Here is a 17,913-nt window from a genome sequence, read left to right on the forward strand (position 1 = left end):
TACCTATATTATCTTTATGTGATCTTTATATAAAAAAAAGAGAGATCACTTAGACCTCTCTTCTCTTAAAAGGATATATTACACGCAGCCTTCTCCCATCAATTCTTTCATAACCTCATCTACCGTCTCAAGCTTCTCAGCACGATAAGCATTGCTTCCACAAAATAACAGCCCTTCATCAGTTCTTCCTTCCGCGGAATCCACCAATGCCTTTGTAATGCAGTAAGGGATTGTCTTATGGTCGCATTTTTCCAGACACTGATAGCAGTGTTCCAGTTTAAATGGAACCTTTCCCACATCCTTTAAAAATGGGTTTACAATGGCTCTTCCAGGCATCCCAACCGGACTTTTTGTAATAATAATATCCTCTTTTTTTGCATTGATGTATGCCTGTTTATAGGATATTGGGGCATCACACTCAAACGTAGTAACAAACCGTGTACCAACCTGAACCCCGTCTGCACCCAGTTCAAACTGGCGAAGAACGTCTTCATGGGTATACACACCGCCTGCTGTCACAACAGGAATTACTTTGTTATATTTTTCACCATACTCTTTTACCAGGCGGATAATTCCACGAATTTCTTCCTCATATTCCTCCCGCTTATAAGTACGATCAAGATCTTCTGAATCAACACCAAGTTCTGTCAGATGCTCTTTGGAAAATCCCAGATGGCCTCCTGCCAGAGGTCCCTCTATGACAACAAGATCTGGCGCCTGATGGTATTTCCGATCCCACATTTTGCAGATTACCATGGCAGACTTTACCGTTGATACAATTGGTGCAATCTTTGTCTTCAGCTTTATTCCAGCCTCTTCTGCTGCCTCTGCCACATATCCGGGAAGGCTTACCGGAAGACCTGCTCCTGATATAATCAGATCTGCCCCTGCCTTCACTGCATTTTTTACATAACTGGCATAATTTTTTGTCGCAACCATAATATTAAATCCCAAAATGCCATCCGGTGCGATCTCTCTTGCCTTTTTTAATTCTGTTCCAATGGCTCTTAAATTTGCTTCCAGGGGATTTTTTAAAAAGTCTGGTTCCCGAAAACCAATCTGAGCTGTTGAAATAATTCCGATCCCGCCGGAATTTGCTACCGCTCCAGCTAAAGATGAAAGGCTGATTCCAACTCCCATCCCTCCCTGAATTACCGGATTCCTTGCCACAAGATCTCCTATTACCAAAGGTTTTAATGTTCCCATTACATTCTCCTAAATCTATCATATCTTTGATTTGCAAGTTCTTCCTTACTCATAGTAAGGTATTTGAGGAAAAATTCCTCCAGAGCCATTGTCATTTCATCTGCAATAACGGTAATATTCTCTCCGCTTGCCGGCTCTTGTTCCGGTATAATCCGCTCAATCAGTCCCAGCTCCAGCAAATCATTTGCTGTAATTTTCATAACTCTGGCGGCATCGCTTGCCTTTTTGCTGTCCTTATAGAGAATCGAAGCGAATCCCTCCGGAGAAAGAATGGAATAGATGGCATTTTCCATCATCCATACCTCATTGCCAACTGCCATTGCCAAAGCACCGCCGCTACCGCCTTCTCCAATGACAATGGACAAAACAGGCACCGTTAAATCGGTCATTTCGAATAAGTTTCTGGCAATTGCTTCTCCCTGCCCCCGTTCTTCCGCTTCCAGACCGCAGAAAGCACCAGGTGTATCCACAAAGCAGATAATTGGTCTGCCAAAAGTCTCCGCCTGTTTCATCAGACGCAGAGCTTTTCTGTATCCTTCCGGGGAAGGCATCCCAAAGTTATGTTTTATATTGTCTTTTGTATTCTTTCCTTTTTCCTGACCAATCACAGTTACCGGCATTCCATGGAAAGAAGCGATTCCTCCAACGATGGCTCCATCATCTTTATAATAACGATCTCCTGCAAATTCCATAAAATCATCAAACACTGCATGAATGTAATCCGTAGCAACCGGACGATCTCCCTGCCTTGATAAAAGTACGGTCTCCCAGGCACTTCTTTTCTCACATTCGCCGGAAACAGAATTTTCTTTTCCACGAAGTTCTTCTTCCTCAGCCAGTTTTTCCACAAAAACTTCTTTATGAACATATGGTTTGTGGAGTTTCAAAATCTGGGATAAAGCCTTCTTCATCTCATCCCGACAGACAATCTTATCAATAAATCCATGTTCAAGAAGAAATTCTGACCTCTGGAATCCTTCCGGAAGCTTCTGTCCAATGGTCTGCTCAATAACACGAGGACCAGCAAAACCAATTAAGGCTCCCGGTTCTGCAAGAATAATATCCCCAAGCATGGCGAAACTTGCCGTTACACCGCCAGTCGTTGGATCAGTAAGAACGGTAATATAAAGCTGACCTGCCTCATGATGGCGTTTTAAAGCCGCAGAAGTCTTCGCCATCTGCATCAGAGATACAATTCCCTCCTGCATTCTGGCACCTCCGGAACAGGCAAAAAGAATAACCGGAAGTTTCTCCTTTGTCGCCCGCTCCACGGCTCTGACAATTTTTTCTCCTACCGCATACCCCATACTGCTCATGATGAACCGGGCATCCATGACCCCAAGAACTGTTTTTTGTCCGTCAATCTCACAAATCCCTGTAACGATCGCCTCTGACAGCCCTGTCTTTTCCTGAGTTGCAAGGACCTTTTTTTCATATCCCGGGAATTTAAGGGGATTTCGAAATTCCATCTCTTTATCCCATTCCGTAAATGTTTCCGGATCCGCTGTCATTCCAATTCTCTGATAGGCATGAAGACGAAAGTAGCCGGTACATTTGGGACAAATATAATGATTGGTTTTTACATCCTCAGCATAAATAGGCTGGCCGCATTTATTACATTTCTTCCATAGTCCTGCGGGAATATTAGGTTCCCCTGCTTTATCCGGAGTCTTATATTTGCTGTCAATCAGCGTATAGGTCTTCTTAAACATGTTTTTTAACATAAGATACACTCCTTTATCTGCTTATCGGACATAATCTGGAAAATACCGGGGAATAAAGTCTGTGTCCACTTTCCCGTCACGATAAGCCTCATGACTTAAAATATCAAACTGAAAATCTACATTTGTTTCAATTCCCTCAATAATCAGTTCCCCAAGAGCGCTTCTCATCTTAGCGATTGCTTCCTCCCGGTCTTTTCCATGAACAATCAGTTTCATTAACATAGAATCATAATTGGCAGGAACTTTATAATCATTGTAAATGTGGGTATCCACCCGGACACCATTCCCACCTGGAACATGAACATATTGAATCCTTCCAGGACAAGGCATAAAGTTCTTTGAAGGATTCTCTGCATTGACTCTGCATTCAATGGCATGCCCCTGAATAAGAACCTCTTCCTGCTTCACACTTAAATGTTCTCCTGCTGCAATGCGGATCTGTTCCTTGATCAGGTCAAGTCCGGTTACCATCTCTGTCACCGGATGTTCTACCTGAATTCTGGTATTCATCTCCATAAAATAAAAATTCTTATATTTATCCAGCAAAAATTCAATGGTTCCTGCATTTTCATAACCAACTGCCTTTGCTGCGCGGACAGCGACTTCCCCCATCTGATGGCGGAGGTCCTTTGAAATGGCTGCTGACGGAGATTCCTCCAGTACCTTCTGGTGACGTCTTTGAATGGAACAGTCCCGTTCTCCCAGATGAACCACTTCCCCATATTTATCTGCCATAATCTGAAATTCAATATGACGGGGATTCTCAATATATTTTTCAATATACATGGTATCATCGGAAAATCCTTTTATGGACTCCATCTGCGCATTATTAAAGTTTGCTTCAAAGTCTTCAGAACCTCTGGAGATCCTCATTCCTTTTCCGCCGCCGCCAGAAGAAGCCTTAATCATAACCGGAAATCCAATCTTTTCCGCAATCTTCTTTGCTTCCTCTGCATGATGCACTGCTTCTTTTCCTCCTGGAACAACCGGAACGCCCGCTTCCATCATGGTCTTTCTTGCCTCTGATTTGTTTCCCATCTTGTTAATTAAGTCTGCCGACGGACCAATAAACGCAATGTTACATTTTTCACAAAGTTCAGCAAATCTGGCATTCTCAGACAAAAAACCAAATCCCGGATGAATGGCATCCGCTTTCATGGCTACTGTTGCCGTAAGAATCCGTTCTATATTCAGATAGCTCTGGGTCGAAGGAGCGGAACCGATACAGATTGCCTCATCTGCCAGTAAGGTATGGAGACTATCCTGATCTGCCTGTGAATAAACGGCCACTGTTTTAATGCCCATCTCCCGGCAGGCTCTTATAATCCGCACTGCGATTTCTCCCCGGTTGGCAATTAAAATCTTATTAAACATCCCATGCACCTATCCAATCATAAATGTCAGTTCAGCACTTGCTGCAATTTTTCCATCTACTGTTGCAACGGCTTTTCCAACGCCCACAGGACCTTTCCGTTTTATAATCTCACATTCCAGTTTCAGTTTATCTCCCGGAATGACCTTTTTCTTAAATTTTGCTTTATCAATACCGCCGAAATAAGCGATTTTCCCTTTATTGTCTTCCAGGCTCAGAATCGCTACCGCACCTACCTGGGCAAGCGCTTCAAGAATTAAAACCCCTGGCATCACCGGCTCCTGCGGAAAATGTCCCCGGAAAAACGGTTCATCAAATGTTACACATTTATATCCCGTTGCTTTCTCTCCTGAAACCAGTTCCTCGATACAATCCACCAGCAAAAATGGATGTCTGTGAGGGATAATCTCCTGAATCTCCTTTATTCCTAACATCATACTCTCTCCTTATGTTTGAAAAGAGAGGTCAAATCCCGGACCTCTCTTAAATTTCACATTCATTTACCGGATACGGAACAGAGGCTGGCCGTACTCTACCACATCTTCATTCTCCACCAGCACTGCTTCCACTACCCCGTCATATTCACATTCAATCTCATTCATCAGTTTCATGGCTTCGATGATTCCAAGAATCTGTCCTTTTTTCACCACGTCTCCAACCTTTACAAACGGTTCTCCTTCTGGTGAAGAAGCATCATAAAAAGTTCCAACCAGGGGAGAGGAAACCACTTTATCCGAGCTGATTTCCATTTCCTGTATCTCGCCTGATTCACGCAATGCTGGTTCTCCCGCTGCTATGACCGGCTGATTGCTGCATGCCGCATTGCCTGAATTAACCAGTTCCTTCTCTTTTTTTATACAGAGTTTTAAGTCTCCCTCTTCCAAACGAAAACTGGTCAGTCCCTGTTCCGATACTGCCTGCATCAGCCTTATGATATCATTGATCTCCATTGACTGCCTCCTAAGCCTCAAACTTCTTTACAAGAATACTGGCATTGTGTCCGCCAAATCCCAGGGAATTGCTGATGGCATATGTTACATCACAAGCAACACCATCACCCTTTGTATAATTTAAGTCACAGCCTTCTCCTTCTTCTAAAAGCCCTGCTGTGGCATGAACAAATCCGTCTGTAATTGACTTGATACATGCAATGAATTCCACTCCGCCTGCTGCACCAAGTAAATGTCCAACCATGGATTTTGTAGAACTAATCTTCACATTCTTCGCATAATCACCAAGAGCCGCCTTAATCGCAAGGGTCTCAAATAAATCATTGTGATGGGTACTGGTTCCATGTGCGTTAATATAATCAAGATCTTTTGCTGTAATGCCTGCATCTGCCATGGCATCTGTCATCGCTCTTGCAGCACCGCTTCCATCTTCTGCAGGAGAAGTAATATGATATGCGTCAGAGGTTGAACCATATCCAACCACTTCTCCATAGATGGTTGCGCCTCTTCTTATTGCATGCTCCAATTCTTCCAATACAACCACGCCAGCGCCTTCTCCCATTACGAATCCGCTTCTGTCCTTATCAAAAGGGATAGAAGCACGAAGGGGATCTTCTGATGTGGTAAGGGCAGTGAGTGCCGTAAATCCAGCCACACCAATAGGCGTAATACTGGATTCCGCACCACCGGCTACCATTGCATCTGCTTCTCCATACTGAATGGAACGAAACGCCTCGCCAATGGAGTTGGTTCCTGTGGCACATGCCGTCACAACGTTAATACATTTGCCCTTTAGTCCAAACTGAATACTCACATTTCCAGCAGCCATATTGGATATCATCAAAGGAACCAAAAGGGGATTCACTCTTCCCGGCCCTTTTTCCAGCAGTTTCTTATATTCCCGTTCCATTGCCTGCAGACTTCCGATTCCACAACCTACACTGACACCAATACGGAACGGATCCTCTTTTTCCATATTAAGCCCGGACATCTCCAGCGCACCCTTACTTGCAGCAACCGCAAACTGTACAAACCGCTCCATACGCCTTGCTGCTTTTGGGTCCATATATTCCTTTGGATCAAAATCTTTTACTTCTGCTGCCAGCTTTGCCTTATATTCTGAGGTGTCGAACTGGGTAATCGGCCCGATTCCAACCTTTTTTTCCTTTAATCCATTCCAAAAACTTTCGACATCATTTCCAATCGGTGTAATGGCTCCCATACCGGTTACTACGACTCTTCTCTTCATCTCATCTCTCCTCTGCTCTTTTAATGCCCATAATCAGGGCAAGAGGTTTCCCTTCTGCCTTATGCCATACCGCCATCTACGCAAAGTACCTGGCCTGTAATATAACCTGCTTCTTCTGATGCCAGAAAAGCCACCGCACCGGCAACATCTTCCGCAGTTCCGAACCGTTTCATTGGAATCTGCTCTAATGTGGCTGTCTTTACGGAGTCTGGAAGCACCTCTGTCATATCTGTCTTAATATAACCTGGAGCAACTGCATTTACCGTGATCCCCCTGCTGGACGCTTCTCTTGAAAATGACTTTGTCATGCCAATCACCCCTGCTTTTGCAGCACTGTAATTGATCTGACCTGCATTGCCCATTACTCCGGTAACAGAGGAAATATTAATAATTCTTCCGCCCCTCTGTTTAATCATCTGGCGGGACACATGCTTCATGCAGTTAAATACTCCTTTTAAGTTAGTATTAATCACTGCATCAAACTCTTCCTCAGACATCTTCATCAAAAGATTATCTCTGGTAATTCCTGCATTGTTCACTAAAATATCAATTTTCCCGAATTTTTTAATAACAGATGCAAAAAGCTCTCCTGCACTCTCATAATCGGATACATTGCATTTTACTGCTTCTGCCTTTCCGCCATTCGCCTCAATTTCCTTTACCACTTCCTGAGCCTTCTCTTCAGAACCATTATAATTCACAATTACGGTTGCGCCCTGACTTCCCAGTTTTATGGCAATGGCACGGCCGATTCCTCTGCTGGCTCCGGTTACCACCGCTATTTTACCTTCTAACATCTTATTACCTCCTCTGCAATCAAACAGATAACTTATTAAGATCTTCCAGTTTCTCTATATTAAAGACTTTCACATCTCTCGTAATCTTCTTCATAAATCCTGCCAGTGTTTTCCCTGGTCCGATTTCAATAAACGTATCCACACCATCCAACAGCATAGTCTCCACACTCTGCTGCCAGCGCACGGAAGAGGATACCTGCCGTTTTAACAAATCTCTTACCAATGCTTTATCTGTTACAAGCTTAGCTGTTACATTGGATATGTATGGGATCTGAGGATCATTGATTGTAACACTCTCTAACACCTCACCCAGCTTTTCTCCTGCCTCTGTCAGCATCTTAGAATGGAACGGGCCGCTTACATTCAGCATAATGGCACGTTTCGCTCCTGCCTGCAAAAGCTTTTCGTTGGCGTCTTCCACCTTTTCTTTCTTTCCGGAAATAACAATCTGTCCAGGGCAGTTATAATTGGCGATCTGGACTCCCTCCATGCCGCTTAATACTTCTTCAATTGCAGAAGCATCCAACGCAAGAATGGCAGCCATTGCCCCAACCCCAGCCGGAACTGCTTCCTGCATAAGAATTCCTCTTTGTCTTACGGTCCGAATCGCATCTTCATCGCTCATCACACCAGAGGCCGCAAGTGCACAGTATTCTCCCAGGCTCAGTCCTGCAGATACAGAAGGTTTGATTCCCGTTTCTGCTTCCAGAACCCGCATCATGGCAATGCTGGTGGTCACCATGGCAGCCTGGGTATATTCTGTAATATCCAGCCGGTCATTTTTCTCAAAACACAGCTCCGGCACAGAAAATCCAAGAAGGGCAGAAGCCTTGTCGTATATCTCTTTTCCAATTGATGTCTGTTCATAAAAATCCTGACCCATACCACAGTACTGGGCACCCTGGCCCGGGAAAATAAATGCAATCTTGCTCATTGTCTCAAACTCCTTATTAACGGCGTAACAACTTCTTCGCCTGTTCCATCATCTCTTCAATCATCTCTTTACAGGTCTGTTCCCGACTGACCATTCCTGCAATCTGTCCTGCCATCACCGTACCATTGGTAATGTCTCCCTCCTGAACTGCCTTTCTAAGGGCACCAAGAGTTAAATACTCCAGTTCTTCAAAGGATTTCCCCTCCTGCTCCAGTTTCACATACTCTCTGGTCATCTGATTTCTTAAACTTCTGACCGGATGTCCGTGTGTACGCCCTGTTACTGCAGAATCAATATCCTTTGCTTTGATAATACGCTGTTTGTAATTCTCATGGACAATGGACTCCTTTGAAACCACAAACCGGGTTCCAACCTGGACTCCTTCGGCACCAAGCATGAAAGCGGCTGCAATACCTCTTCCATCACCAATTCCGCCTGCTGCAATCACTGGAATGGACACTGCATCACATACCTGAGGTACCAGAGTCATTGTCGTCTGTTCTCCGATGTGACCGCCAGATTCATTTCCCTCTGCAACCACAGCGTCGGCTCCATACCGCTCCATCCGTTTTGCAAGTGCCACGGAAGCAACCACTGGAATCACCTTAATACCGGCTGTCTTCCACATATCCATATATTTCTCCGGATTACCAGCCCCTGTTGTTACTACATGGATGCCTTCCTCCACAATCACCTTTGCCACTTCCTCTGCGTGAGGACTTAACAGCATAACATTTACGCCAATCGGCTTTTTTGTCAATTCCTTTGCCTTGCGGATTTCTTCACGCACCACTTCTCCCGGCGCATTCGCTCCGCCAATCAGTCCCAGACCTCCGGCTTCTGATACCGCTGCTGCCAGATGATGCTCCGCCACCCAGGCCATTCCGCCCTGAACAATCGGATATTCGACTCCTAAAAGTTCCGTAATTCTGGTTTTCATTACGCTTCCACGCCCTTTGCTTTTAAATAGTCCATAACCTGCTGAACGGTTGTCAGTTTTTCTAAATCTTCGGAAGGAATCTCAACAGAGTACTCATCCTCAAGTGCCATAACCAGTTCAAATAAATCCAGTGAATCAGCTCCTAAATCCTCTTTAAAAGAAGATTCTGCGGTAATGGTTGCTGCCTCCACATTTAACTGCTCTGCGATGATTTCCTGCATTTTCTCTAACATAATTAAAATCTCCTCTTCTTTTCTTAATCAAAAATTTTTATATTCTATTACTTTGATTTTCAAAGTATTAGTTAAAATCATTACCACTCTAACAGAGTGGCTCCCCAGGTAAGTCCTGCACCAAAGCCAGCGAGTATAACCTTATCTCCCGGCTCTAACTTTCCTTCCCGGTTCATCTCATCCAGTAAAATCGGTACCGTAGCCGCCGATGTATTCCCAAACCTGTCTAAATTGGTCGGAAACTTCTCCATAGGTATCTTTAACCGCTTTGCGATGGATTCAAAAATCCGGTAATTTGCCTGATGCAAAATAAAATATTTAATTTCATCTATAGGAGTTCCGCTTTCAGAAAGCACCTTTTTAATTGCTTCCGGCACTGTCTTAACGGCAAACTTAAACACTTCCTGCCCATCCATGGTCATATAACCAAGCTCCGGTTCCTTTTGTGTAAGAAAACTCTCCGTTGTCCTCGCCCTGCATTCCAAAGCACTTCCCCGGCTGCCGTCAGATCCCATAACCATATGAATCAGTCCTGTTTCCTCTGCCCGGACCACGGCTGCTCCCGCACCGTCTCCGAATAAGACACAGGTACCTCTGTCCTTCCAGTCAATCAGCTTACTCAAAGTATCTGCTCCAATGACCAGCCCTGTCTTATAGATTCCTGCCTTAAAAAAGCTATGGACTGTATTCAGTCCGAATATAAATCCGGAACAAGCGGCACTGATATCAAAAGCCACTGCATTCTTCGCTCCAATGGCTGCCTGCACTTCACATGCTCCGCTTGGAAAACAGTAATCCGCTGAAGAAGTAGCCAGAACAATAATGTCTAGATCTTCCGCTGAAATTCCTGCCTGTTTTATAGCTTCTCTGGCAGCAATCTCTGCCATATGGGAAGTTCCTGATTCTTCGGACGCAATCCTTCTTTCCCTGATTCCGGTTCTGGTACGAATCCATTCATCATTGGTTTCCACGATCTTTGCCAGATCGTCATTGGTCACCACCCGTTCCGGGACAGAAGAACCTGTTCCAATAATTTTAGTTGTCATATATTCCCCCACTCATGCCCTGTTGTAATGCTTCTTCCAATGCTTTACTCCCGCATGTTTCGTTGGATTGTTTAATCTATCAAATATTTTGAAATTCAAAGTAATTTTATTAAAAGATCAATCAATTGTCAAGAGAATTTTTATAAATCATTTTTTATCAAGTACTGATAAACCTCTCTTTTGCTGATTCCCCGGTCTTTTGCCACCATACGCATAGCCTCTTTTTTCTCCGTTCCCTGAGCCGCATAAAGTGCCATATGTTCCTCAATGGACATCTCCTCAAATGCCTTTGTTTCCTCTTCTCTTATCTCCTGAATGCTCTTTCCTTCAATCACAATCACGCATTCTCCCCTGGGTTCTTCTAAGCCATAAACTCTTATTGCCTCCTCAAAACTGGTGCGATAAGCCGTCTCATACCGTTTAGTCAGTTCCCTGCATATGGTAATGTTCCGGTTTCCCAATGCCTCATAGAGTTCATTTAAAGTCCTTAACAGCCGATGGGGTGCCTCATAGATTACAATTGTCCTGGTTTCATTCTTTAATTCCTCTAAAATCCACTGCTTTTCCTTCTTATCCGCAGGCAAAAAAGCCTCAAAACAAAACCGTCTTGTAGCAAGCCCTGAGAGAGTCAGAGCCGTAATACAGGCAGCCGGTCCGGGAAGGGAGGTAAGTTCAACTCCAGCCTCATAGCACTGCCTTACAAGCTCCTCTCCCGGGTCTGAGATACCCGGAGTTCCTGCATCTGTAATCAATGCGATCGTCACTCCCTGTTTCATCTGATCCACCAGATATCTTGCCTTCTCCACCTTATTAAACTCATGGTAGCTGGTCATAGGGGTCTTTATATCAAAATGATTTAAAAGCTTAATGCTGTGTCTGGTATCCTCCGCCGCAATTAAATCAACTTCCTTTAATGTGTTCAGAACCCTTAAAGTAATGTCATCAAGGTTTCCAATCGGCGTTGCACAAAGATACAATTTACCTTTTTTTTCTTCCACTTCTATCACTTCTGGTTCCTTTCTTTCCCAATATAAACTCAATACCCATAGATGGTATATATCTCTTCTGTATACACACCCTGTTCCTTGTATACAACAATCGGTGATTCTACTTTAATCATGGTTCTTCCACCCCTTACCGACTCGATTAAAACCATATTGGCATCCCGGTCCACAAACGGATGAACCATCTTCATCCGCTTCGGTTCCAGTCCATAAGATTTTAAAGCTGTTATAATCTCAATCAGACGATGGGGTCTGTGTACCATATAAAACCTTCCTCCAGGGCGAAGCAGCCTTGCAGATTCCCTCACTACATCATCGAGAGTACACAGCACTTCATGCCGGGCAATCGCCTTTGGCACATGAGGGTTTTTAAGTCCATGAGCATCATTCATATAGGGCGGATTGGACGTTACTACGTCAAAGGAAGCCGCACCAAATAGCCGGCTGGCTTCCTTTATATCTCCCGTAACAATGTTTATCTTCTCTTCCAGATGGTTTAATGCCACACTCCGTCTTGCCATATCCGCCATCTCTTCTTGTATCTCAAGACCGGTATAATGAATTCCGTCATACTTTGCTTCCAGTAGTAGGGGAATAATACCAGTGCCTGTCCCTAAATCAATGGCTCTTTCCCCTTGCTTTACCTGCGCAAACCCTGATAAAAGAACTGCATCCATTCCAAAACAGAATCCATCCCTCTTCTGTATAATCTGGTATCCATTCCTTTGCAGATCATCAATCCGTTCGTTCTCTTTTAATTCAGTTATCATCTAATTTGGATTTTCCTTCTTTTTTTTCCAGGGCCTCCAATGCCTTCAATTCAGCATCCGTTACCTGGTTCTTATCCCTTCTCCGTCTTGGTTTGAACTTCAACTGTTCCACCTTATACTCCCGGATTTCTTTTTCATCTTTTACTGTCACCACAACCTTAACCAACTGTCTTAATACGCTGACTGAATGAACCTCCCCTTTCAGATTATCGTCCGTGGTAACAAAATCACCTACACTCGGAAGTTTGCTGTTAAGCTCCTCATAAGTTTCCTCTTCATTCTTTAAACAGCACATCAGTCTGCCGCAGACACCAGATATCTTGGTTGGGTTCAGAGAAAGATTCTGTTCCTTCGCCATCTTAATAGAAACCGGTATAAACTCTGATAAATAAGAATGGCAGCACAAGGTCCTTCCGCAGATTCCAACTCCGCCTATAATCTTGGTCTCATCCCTTACACCTACCTGGCGAAGTTCAATTCTGGTCTTAAATACGGAGGCAAGATCCTTCACAAGTTCCCTAAAATCAATTCTTCCATCGGCTGTAAAATAAAATAACACTTTATTATTATCAAACGTATACTCTGCATCAATCAATTTCATCTGTAACCCATGCTTTTTGATCTTTTCCCTGCAGATTTTAAACGCATCTTTTTCTTTGTCATGATTCTTTTTTTCCACTTCATCATCAGCTTTTGTAGCCATGCGGATCACCGGCTTTAAGGGCTGAACAACCTTGTCCTCTTCCACTTCCCGACATCCCAGAACAACATAACCATACTCAACGCCTCTGGCTGTTTCCACAATCACATGATCCCCTGTCTTAATTCCAAGATTCATGGGATCAAAGTAATATATCTTCCCTGCATTCCTAAACCGAACGCCAATCACCTTTACCATTAATTAGTTCTCCTTCATAACAAGCAGCATAAGTTCCATTGCCAGTTCCATATTTACATTGGCTTCCAGACGGATTCTTGCCTTATCAATCGCCTTCAATATCAGTTCAATGCCGTCATAAGCACTGGCAGCACTCATCTCTTTCATTGTATTATATTCTTCCCTGAAAATCAGAAGATTCACATCCTGTGTTACTTTATACATTAAGACATCCCGATACCATAACTGCATAAAATCAAGACAATCATAAATATCCAGATTCTCATCCTTCATCTTCCTGATAAAAAGAAGCAATTCCGTAATATCCATGTCCTTCAAATGCTTTAACATATGAAGAAACTCCGTGTACAAAAACTGAAACTCTTCCGACGACGCCAAATGAATCGCCCTTCCTAAGTTTCCCCTTGCAAATGCAGCATAGATCTCCGACCTGCTCTCTCCTATCCCTAAAGCCCCCATCAGATAAGACTTTACGACCGAATCCTGCAAAGGTTTTAACTTTAGCTGTACACACCTTGAAAGAATGGTTGGCAGAAATGCCTCCTGATTGGTAGTTAGAAGCAAAATAATTGCATAAGACGGCGGCTCTTCGATGGTCTTTAACAGTGCATTCTGCGCCTGTACCGTCATCTTCTCCGCCTCATCAACAATATAAATCTTATAGTAGCTGCTGTAAGGACGAATCATAATCGTATCATTGATCTGATCCCTGATATCATCTACACCGATGCTGGCTGGTTTCTCATGGCTCACATAAACCAGATCCGGATGATTTCCGCTCATCACCTGCTTACACGCATGGCACTGCATACAAGGTTCATCAAGTCCTTTTTCACATAAAAGCGCCATGGCAAACGCATTGGCAAGAGACTTCCTTCCCATTCCAGCTTCTCCTGATAATATATAAGCATGAGAAACATGGTTGGACCCAATGGCCTTTTGTAAATGTTCCTTGATTCTTTCATGACCGATAATATCCTTAAACCCCGGCATACAAGCACCTCCCTACTATAATTCCAATTCATCTTTCTTTTCATTTCTTTCACCAGAAAAGAAAAAGAATTAAACTCATTATATCATAGAATTTTTCCCATCACAAGAAAGAAGTATTGGCAAATCCCTCATACAAAAAGAAGCATGGAAATCCCCTGTCCACAGTAATTTCCACACTCTTTTCTTATCTCCGTAAATTTTATCTCATTTCTATAATCCCAGACTTTTCCTGATCTCCTCCAGACACTTCTCCAGATCGTCATTTTTATATCTTTTTTTAATTCCGCACTTCTCTAAGTTTTCCTCTTTAAAATCCTCTTCATCTGCCAGAAATCTTCTGCAGATCTCCTTATACTTCTGAACCCTCTGATTCCGTTCCCGCTCCAAAGCCCTTAAAAGTCTCTCTCCATCCTCAACCTCAATGTAAAGAGGAACCACATGATCCCTTCCAAAATAATCTCTTACCTTCTCATAGGATTCCAATGTCCCAATCATCAGATACTTATTTTCTGCTGTCAAATCAATCTGCCCGTCATCCACAGTAAAATAAGTCCATGGTCCATATACGGTTTCATAAGTTCTCTCTTCAATCAGCTTTTTCTGCTGTCTGAATTCCTCAAGTCTCATAAACGTTGTAAAATAATACTCTATCCCCTCTCTCTCCCCATCCCGCCTGGGTCTGGTTGTATAAAGAACAACTCTCTTTAACTGCGGAAACCGCTCGGATAACTTCTGATAAATAGTATCTTTCCCCGAAGCACTTTTTCCCATCACATAAAATATTTTTCCCATCATATACTCCATATTTCTCGCAAACGATATCTATTAACTCTATTTATTAAACACACACATACTAACTTTATCTATTAAACACACATACTAACTCTATTTATTAAACACACACTAACTCTATCTATTAAACACACATACTAACTCTATCTTCTAAACAATGCAGCATTTATCTCTCATCACTCAAAACAAGCACCTCTTCAGAATCCTCATCTTCCAGCCCCTGAACAGAAAGTCCCTGCCGCTTATACGCTTCAATCAATTCAATGATACCCTTATCCATCACTTCCCCAGGAGTAACAATTGGAATTCCTGGCGGGTACACATAGATAAACTCTGCTGAAACCTTCCCCTGTGCCTTTCTAATATTCACTCTGTGCCTTGGTGCATCCATAGCTTCATACATGGAAAACCGACTCTCTGGCTTTTTATTAAGCCTCATTACCAGATCCATGCCTTCATAAGATTTTAAATGTTCCCCACACATTACAGTCTGTTTTCCATCCTCTATACCATTCATCTCATAAAGTTCTTCATCAATTTCTAACAACCCATTGCACAACCTGGATAACCCCTCATCGGTATCGGCAAAGGTTGTTATTGCTGTTACATAATCAAAACCACACATCTCCATCTCCAAATGGTAGTGATTCCTCAGCCTCTCTCCCAGTTCATTTCCAGACATTCCAGTTCCTCTTGTGGATATAATAATCTTAGATATATCCAAATCAAACACATCCTGCTTTCCCTTTATCTCTTCCCCAAGGATACGAAGACATTTCATTTTTTGAAGCCTGCAGCGAGCCTCATGAAGTCTTTTTGAGAAGTCCTTCATTTCCCGTTGTCCCTCTTCAACCATATACCGGATACAGTTTTCAATTCCCGCCATCATAATATAAGATGGACTGCTGGTCTGATACATCTGTAAATAACGCTCTAATTTTGCCAGATCAACAAATCCCCTTTTTCCATGCACAATTGCAGTCTGGGTAAATGAAGGTAGAGTCTTATGGAGACTCTGAATTACAAGATCCGCCCCTAATTCCAATGCAGAAACAGGAAATCCAGAAGCCTTTCCGAATGGGAAATGAGCTCCATGAGCCTCATCCACAATCAAAGGTTTTTGAAATTTGTGAACTACCTCAGCAATTGCCTTTATATCAGAGACAACACCATCATAAGTTGGGGAAACAATAAATACTGCCTGTATATCTGGATGATTTTTCAACAATGCTTGTATTTTTTTAGCAGATAATCCACCTTGTACCCCAAAATCCGGTACCAATTGTGGATAAACGTACTCCGTTTTTAACCGGTTGAGGAAAACTCCATGAAATGCAGATTTATGACAATTTCTGCTCATGAGAATGGTTCCTCCATTGGTAACAGTCCCACCAATCGAACTCAGAATTCCACAACTGCTTCCATTTACGAGATAATAACTCTTATCACTTCCATAAACATCTGCAGCCCACTTCATAGAATCCTTTAGAATTCCCTCTGGATGATGCAAATTATCAAATCCATCAATCTCTGTTATATCAATTAAAAATGGATTGGGGATACCCTCTCCAAATTTACTCTTCCACTGTCTTTTATGTCCTGGCATATGAAACGGATAAAAATCCGAATTCCCATAATCAATTAATCGCTTCAATAAATTAGGCTTATCCATGATCCAACCATTCCTTTCGTCCTTTCAGTATAGCATCCTTGCCCTTTCTTTACAAATCATTCTGACAGCGTTATAATTAACCCATGATTTCCCAAAAGACAATATAATATAAAAATTTGGCAAAGCTAACTATTAAATAACAAAACTAAAAGGGAGAAATAGAAATGAGAAGGATCGAATTTAAAATGGAACGCCCTGGTCTTGTAAAAGCAAATGACGAGGTCCATATTATAGAAAGAGAAGGAACCAGCAGCTATAGTTATATCATTGAACCAGCCGTTGCTATGTCTGGTTGCTATACCGGGCGAGATCGTATAAAATCCGACCATGGCATTGTAAAAGAAGTAAAACATAATGACCGAGGATATTATGTGATTGTAGAATTTGATGAATGATTCTACAATCTCTTTTCACTGTAGCCTTTTATATTCAGATAATATAAAAAGCCTCGAAACATTTCTGTTTCAAGGCTTGTCCTGAGACACCGGGGATTCGAACCCCGGACAACTTGATTAAAAGTCAAGTGCTCTACCACCTGAGCTAGTATCCCATATGCCCAAAGCTGGAATCGAACCAGCGACACGAGGATTTTCAGTCCTCTGCTCTACCAACTGAGCTATCTGGGCTCATGTACACTTTAGTAAAATACCCACTAAAACTACATAAAAAATTGCGGGGGCAGGATTTGAACCTACGACCTTCGGGTTATGAGCCCGACGAGCTTCCAGACTGCTCCACCCCGCGCTATTAAATTATATGATATTATATGCAGTGATTGAGATTTTAATCACTGAATGGATGGAGATGGATTCGAACCATCGAAACGTGTCGTAACAGATTTACAGTCTGCCCCCTTTGGCCACTCGGGAACCCATCCATATATTGTTTTTCTGATACAAGCCGATGATCGGACTCGAACCGATAACCTGCTGATTACAAATCAGCTGCTCTGCCAATTGAGCCACATCGGCACAAATCTTTTAATACCTATCGCGCTTACATACTGAATGGGACCTATAGGGCTCGAACCTATGACCCTCTGCTTGTAAGGCAGATGCTCTCCCAGCTGAGCTAAGATCCCATAAACAAATTGTAGTTGCGAAACGACCCGGATGGGACTCGAACCCACGACCTCCGCCGTGACAGGGCGGCGCTCTAACCAACTGAGCCACCAGGCCAAACCTATTTGAAGGTTAATACATATACCCTCAAAACCACACATTGTTATATATCTTCTTCATCCGTTCTTTCCTCTTTATCAAAATACTAAGCTCGGTAATACCTCGCTAAGTGTTTTGATATGCCTCGCACTAAACTCGTTGAATAACTCGTT

General features: G+C 42.9%; 18 protein-coding genes and 7 tRNA genes. 1 reads left to right on the forward strand and 24 read right to left on the reverse strand.

From position 1 onward, the window contains the following. Positions 1 to 78: 78 nt before the first annotated feature. From FAY33_RS15665 to FAY33_RS15745, 17 genes are all read right to left on the reverse strand, one after another. Positions 79 to 1,206 carry a nitronate monooxygenase family protein gene (locus FAY33_RS15665; protein WP_143322173.1) on the reverse strand — a complete coding sequence of 376 codons (1,128 nt, stop codon included), beginning with the start codon at positions 1,204 to 1,206 and terminating at the stop codon, positions 79 to 81. Then, positions 1,206 to 2,930 (reverse strand): acetyl-CoA carboxylase carboxyltransferase subunit alpha, encoded by a 1,725-nt coding sequence (locus FAY33_RS15670; protein ID WP_143322174.1) that lies wholly within the window; start codon positions 2,928 to 2,930, stop codon positions 1,206 to 1,208. The genes FAY33_RS15665 and FAY33_RS15670 overlap by 1 nt, the downstream gene beginning before the upstream one ends. Before the next feature lie 21 nt (positions 2,931 to 2,951). Continuing rightward, the gene (locus FAY33_RS15675) at positions 2,952 to 4,304 is read right to left on the reverse strand and encodes an acetyl-CoA carboxylase biotin carboxylase subunit (RefSeq protein WP_143322175.1); all 1,353 of its coding nucleotides are present in this window, start codon (positions 4,302 to 4,304) and stop codon (positions 2,952 to 2,954) included. Between the two features lie 9 nt (positions 4,305 to 4,313). Continuing rightward, the gene (gene fabZ / locus FAY33_RS15680; protein ID WP_243126792.1) at positions 4,314 to 4,739 is read right to left on the reverse strand and encodes a 3-hydroxyacyl-ACP dehydratase FabZ; all 426 of its coding nucleotides are present in this window, start codon (positions 4,737 to 4,739) and stop codon (positions 4,314 to 4,316) included. A 63-nt stretch (positions 4,740 to 4,802) separates the two neighbouring features. Continuing rightward, positions 4,803 to 5,252 carry an acetyl-CoA carboxylase biotin carboxyl carrier protein gene (accB, locus tag FAY33_RS15685; RefSeq protein ID WP_143322176.1) on the reverse strand — a complete coding sequence of 150 codons (450 nt, stop codon included), beginning with the start codon at positions 5,250 to 5,252 and terminating at the stop codon, positions 4,803 to 4,805. Positions 5,253 to 5,262: 10 nt separating this feature from the next. After that, positions 5,263 to 6,501, reverse strand: coding sequence for a beta-ketoacyl-ACP synthase II (gene fabF, locus FAY33_RS15690; RefSeq protein ID WP_143322177.1), 1,239 nt, complete (start codon positions 6,499 to 6,501; stop codon positions 5,263 to 5,265). 59 nt (positions 6,502 to 6,560) lie between these two features. Beyond that, a complete protein-coding gene (gene fabG / locus FAY33_RS15695; RefSeq protein ID WP_143322178.1) occupies positions 6,561 to 7,298 on the reverse strand; it encodes a 3-oxoacyl-[acyl-carrier-protein] reductase in 738 nt (245 codons plus the stop codon). A 19-nt stretch (positions 7,299 to 7,317) separates the two neighbouring features. Further along, entirely contained in the window at positions 7,318 to 8,232 is a 915-nt protein-coding gene (gene fabD, locus FAY33_RS15700; RefSeq protein WP_143322179.1) for an ACP S-malonyltransferase, read from the reverse strand. Between the two features lie 16 nt (positions 8,233 to 8,248). After that, the gene (gene fabK, locus FAY33_RS15705) at positions 8,249 to 9,172 is read right to left on the reverse strand and encodes an enoyl-[acyl-carrier-protein] reductase FabK (RefSeq protein WP_143322180.1); all 924 of its coding nucleotides are present in this window, start codon (positions 9,170 to 9,172) and stop codon (positions 8,249 to 8,251) included. Further along, positions 9,172 to 9,405 (reverse strand): acyl carrier protein, encoded by a 234-nt coding sequence (gene acpP / locus FAY33_RS15710; protein WP_143322181.1) that lies wholly within the window; start codon positions 9,403 to 9,405, stop codon positions 9,172 to 9,174. The genes fabK and acpP overlap by 1 nt, the downstream gene beginning before the upstream one ends. 80 nt (positions 9,406 to 9,485) lie before the next feature. Beyond that, positions 9,486 to 10,451 carry a beta-ketoacyl-ACP synthase III gene (locus FAY33_RS15715; protein ID WP_143322182.1) on the reverse strand — a complete coding sequence of 322 codons (966 nt, stop codon included), beginning with the start codon at positions 10,449 to 10,451 and terminating at the stop codon, positions 9,486 to 9,488. 140 nt (positions 10,452 to 10,591) lie between these two features. Beyond that, a complete protein-coding gene (gene rsmI / locus FAY33_RS15720) occupies positions 10,592 to 11,449 on the reverse strand; it encodes a 16S rRNA (cytidine(1402)-2'-O)-methyltransferase (RefSeq protein ID WP_143322183.1) in 858 nt (285 codons plus the stop codon). A gap of 38 nt (positions 11,450 to 11,487) precedes the next feature. After that, entirely contained in the window at positions 11,488 to 12,225 is a 738-nt protein-coding gene (locus FAY33_RS15725) for a tRNA1(Val) (adenine(37)-N6)-methyltransferase (protein ID WP_143322184.1), read from the reverse strand. Then, the gene (locus FAY33_RS15730; protein WP_143322185.1) at positions 12,215 to 13,123 is read right to left on the reverse strand and encodes a stage 0 sporulation family protein; all 909 of its coding nucleotides are present in this window, start codon (positions 13,121 to 13,123) and stop codon (positions 12,215 to 12,217) included. Before FAY33_RS15730 ends, FAY33_RS15725 begins: the two co-directional genes overlap by 11 nt. A 3-nt stretch (positions 13,124 to 13,126) precedes the next feature. Beyond that, positions 13,127 to 14,116, reverse strand: coding sequence for a DNA polymerase III subunit delta' (gene holB, locus FAY33_RS15735; RefSeq protein ID WP_143322186.1), 990 nt, complete (start codon positions 14,114 to 14,116; stop codon positions 13,127 to 13,129). Between the two features lie 210 nt (positions 14,117 to 14,326). After that, positions 14,327 to 14,908: a guanylate kinase gene (locus FAY33_RS15740; protein WP_143322187.1), complete on the reverse strand. Its 582-nt coding sequence runs from the start codon at positions 14,906 to 14,908 to the stop codon at positions 14,327 to 14,329. Positions 14,909 to 15,074: 166 nt separating this feature from the next. After that, complete coding sequence (locus FAY33_RS15745) at positions 15,075 to 16,580, reverse strand: PLP-dependent transferase (RefSeq protein WP_143322188.1); 1,506 nt, start codon at positions 16,578 to 16,580, stop codon at positions 15,075 to 15,077. Positions 16,581 to 16,744: 164 nt separating this feature from the next. Here FAY33_RS15745 and FAY33_RS15750 point away from each other — a divergent pair, with 164 nt between their 5' ends. After that, positions 16,745 to 16,975 carry a hypothetical protein gene (locus FAY33_RS15750; protein WP_143322189.1) on the forward strand — a complete coding sequence of 77 codons (231 nt, stop codon included), beginning with the start codon at positions 16,745 to 16,747 and terminating at the stop codon, positions 16,973 to 16,975. 82 nt (positions 16,976 to 17,057) lie between these two features. Here the strand turns inward: FAY33_RS15750 and FAY33_RS15755 are convergent. From FAY33_RS15755 to FAY33_RS15785, 7 genes are all read right to left on the reverse strand, one after another. Then, positions 17,058 to 17,130 (reverse strand) — tRNA-Lys (locus FAY33_RS15755). 3 nt (positions 17,131 to 17,133) lie between these two features. Beyond that, positions 17,134 to 17,206: transfer RNA gene (locus tag FAY33_RS15760), tRNA-Phe, on the reverse strand. A gap of 44 nt (positions 17,207 to 17,250) precedes the next feature. After that, positions 17,251 to 17,324: transfer RNA gene (locus FAY33_RS15765), tRNA-Met, on the reverse strand. A gap of 51 nt (positions 17,325 to 17,375) precedes the next feature. Continuing rightward, positions 17,376 to 17,457 (reverse strand) — tRNA-Tyr (locus FAY33_RS15770). 21 nt (positions 17,458 to 17,478) lie between these two features. After that, positions 17,479 to 17,551: transfer RNA gene (locus FAY33_RS15775), tRNA-Thr, on the reverse strand. Positions 17,552 to 17,588: 37 nt separating this feature from the next. Then, positions 17,589 to 17,661, reverse strand: a tRNA-Val gene (locus tag FAY33_RS15780). 23 nt (positions 17,662 to 17,684) lie between these two features. Beyond that, positions 17,685 to 17,758 (reverse strand) — tRNA-Asp (locus tag FAY33_RS15785). Positions 17,759 to 17,913 lie beyond the last annotated feature (155 nt).

Origin of the sequence: Clostridium sp. HBUAS56010 (assembly GCF_007115105.1) — a bacterium.
In the GTDB taxonomy this organism is placed as follows: Bacteria; Bacillota; Clostridia; order Lachnospirales; family Lachnospiraceae; genus Lacrimispora.

Bases quoted from the DNA above. Each gene is read 5' to 3' on its own strand.
- FAY33_RS15665 (WP_143322173.1), bottom strand. From the start codon at position 1,206: ATGGGAACATTAAAACCTTTGGTAATAGGAGATCTTGTGGCAAGGAAT.
- FAY33_RS15670 (WP_143322174.1), bottom strand. From the start codon at position 2,930: ATGTTAAAAAACATGTTTAAGAAGACCTATACGCTGATTGACAGCAAA.
- FAY33_RS15675 (WP_143322175.1), bottom strand. From the start codon at position 4,304: ATGTTTAATAAGATTTTAATTGCCAACCGGGGAGAAATCGCAGTGCGG.
- fabZ (WP_243126792.1), bottom strand. From the start codon at position 4,739: ATGATGTTAGGAATAAAGGAGATTCAGGAGATTATCCCTCACAGACAT.
- accB (WP_143322176.1), bottom strand. From the start codon at position 5,252: ATGGAGATCAATGATATCATAAGGCTGATGCAGGCAGTATCGGAACAG.
- fabF (WP_143322177.1), bottom strand. From the start codon at position 6,501: ATGAAGAGAAGAGTCGTAGTAACCGGTATGGGAGCCATTACACCGATT.
- fabG (WP_143322178.1), bottom strand. From the start codon at position 7,298: ATGTTAGAAGGTAAAATAGCGGTGGTAACCGGAGCCAGCAGAGGAATC.
- fabD (WP_143322179.1), bottom strand. From the start codon at position 8,232: ATGAGCAAGATTGCATTTATTTTCCCGGGCCAGGGTGCCCAGTACTGT.
- fabK (WP_143322180.1), bottom strand. From the start codon at position 9,172: ATGAAAACCAGAATTACGGAACTTTTAGGAGTCGAATATCCGATTGTT.
- acpP (WP_143322181.1), bottom strand. From the start codon at position 9,405: ATGTTAGAGAAAATGCAGGAAATCATCGCAGAGCAGTTAAATGTGGAG.
- FAY33_RS15715 (WP_143322182.1), bottom strand. From the start codon at position 10,451: ATGACAACTAAAATTATTGGAACAGGTTCTTCTGTCCCGGAACGGGTG.
- FAY33_RS15725 (WP_143322184.1), bottom strand. From the start codon at position 12,225: ATGATAACTGAATTAAAAGAGAACGAACGGATTGATGATCTGCAAAGG.
- FAY33_RS15730 (WP_143322185.1), bottom strand. From the start codon at position 13,123: ATGGTAAAGGTGATTGGCGTTCGGTTTAGGAATGCAGGGAAGATATAT.
- holB (WP_143322186.1), bottom strand. From the start codon at position 14,116: ATGCCGGGGTTTAAGGATATTATCGGTCATGAAAGAATCAAGGAACAT.
- FAY33_RS15740 (WP_143322187.1), bottom strand. From the start codon at position 14,908: ATGGGAAAAATATTTTATGTGATGGGAAAAAGTGCTTCGGGGAAAGAT.
- FAY33_RS15745 (WP_143322188.1), bottom strand. From the start codon at position 16,580: ATGGATAAGCCTAATTTATTGAAGCGATTAATTGATTATGGGAATTCG.
- FAY33_RS15750 (WP_143322189.1), top strand. From the start codon at position 16,745: ATGAGAAGGATCGAATTTAAAATGGAACGCCCTGGTCTTGTAAAAGCA.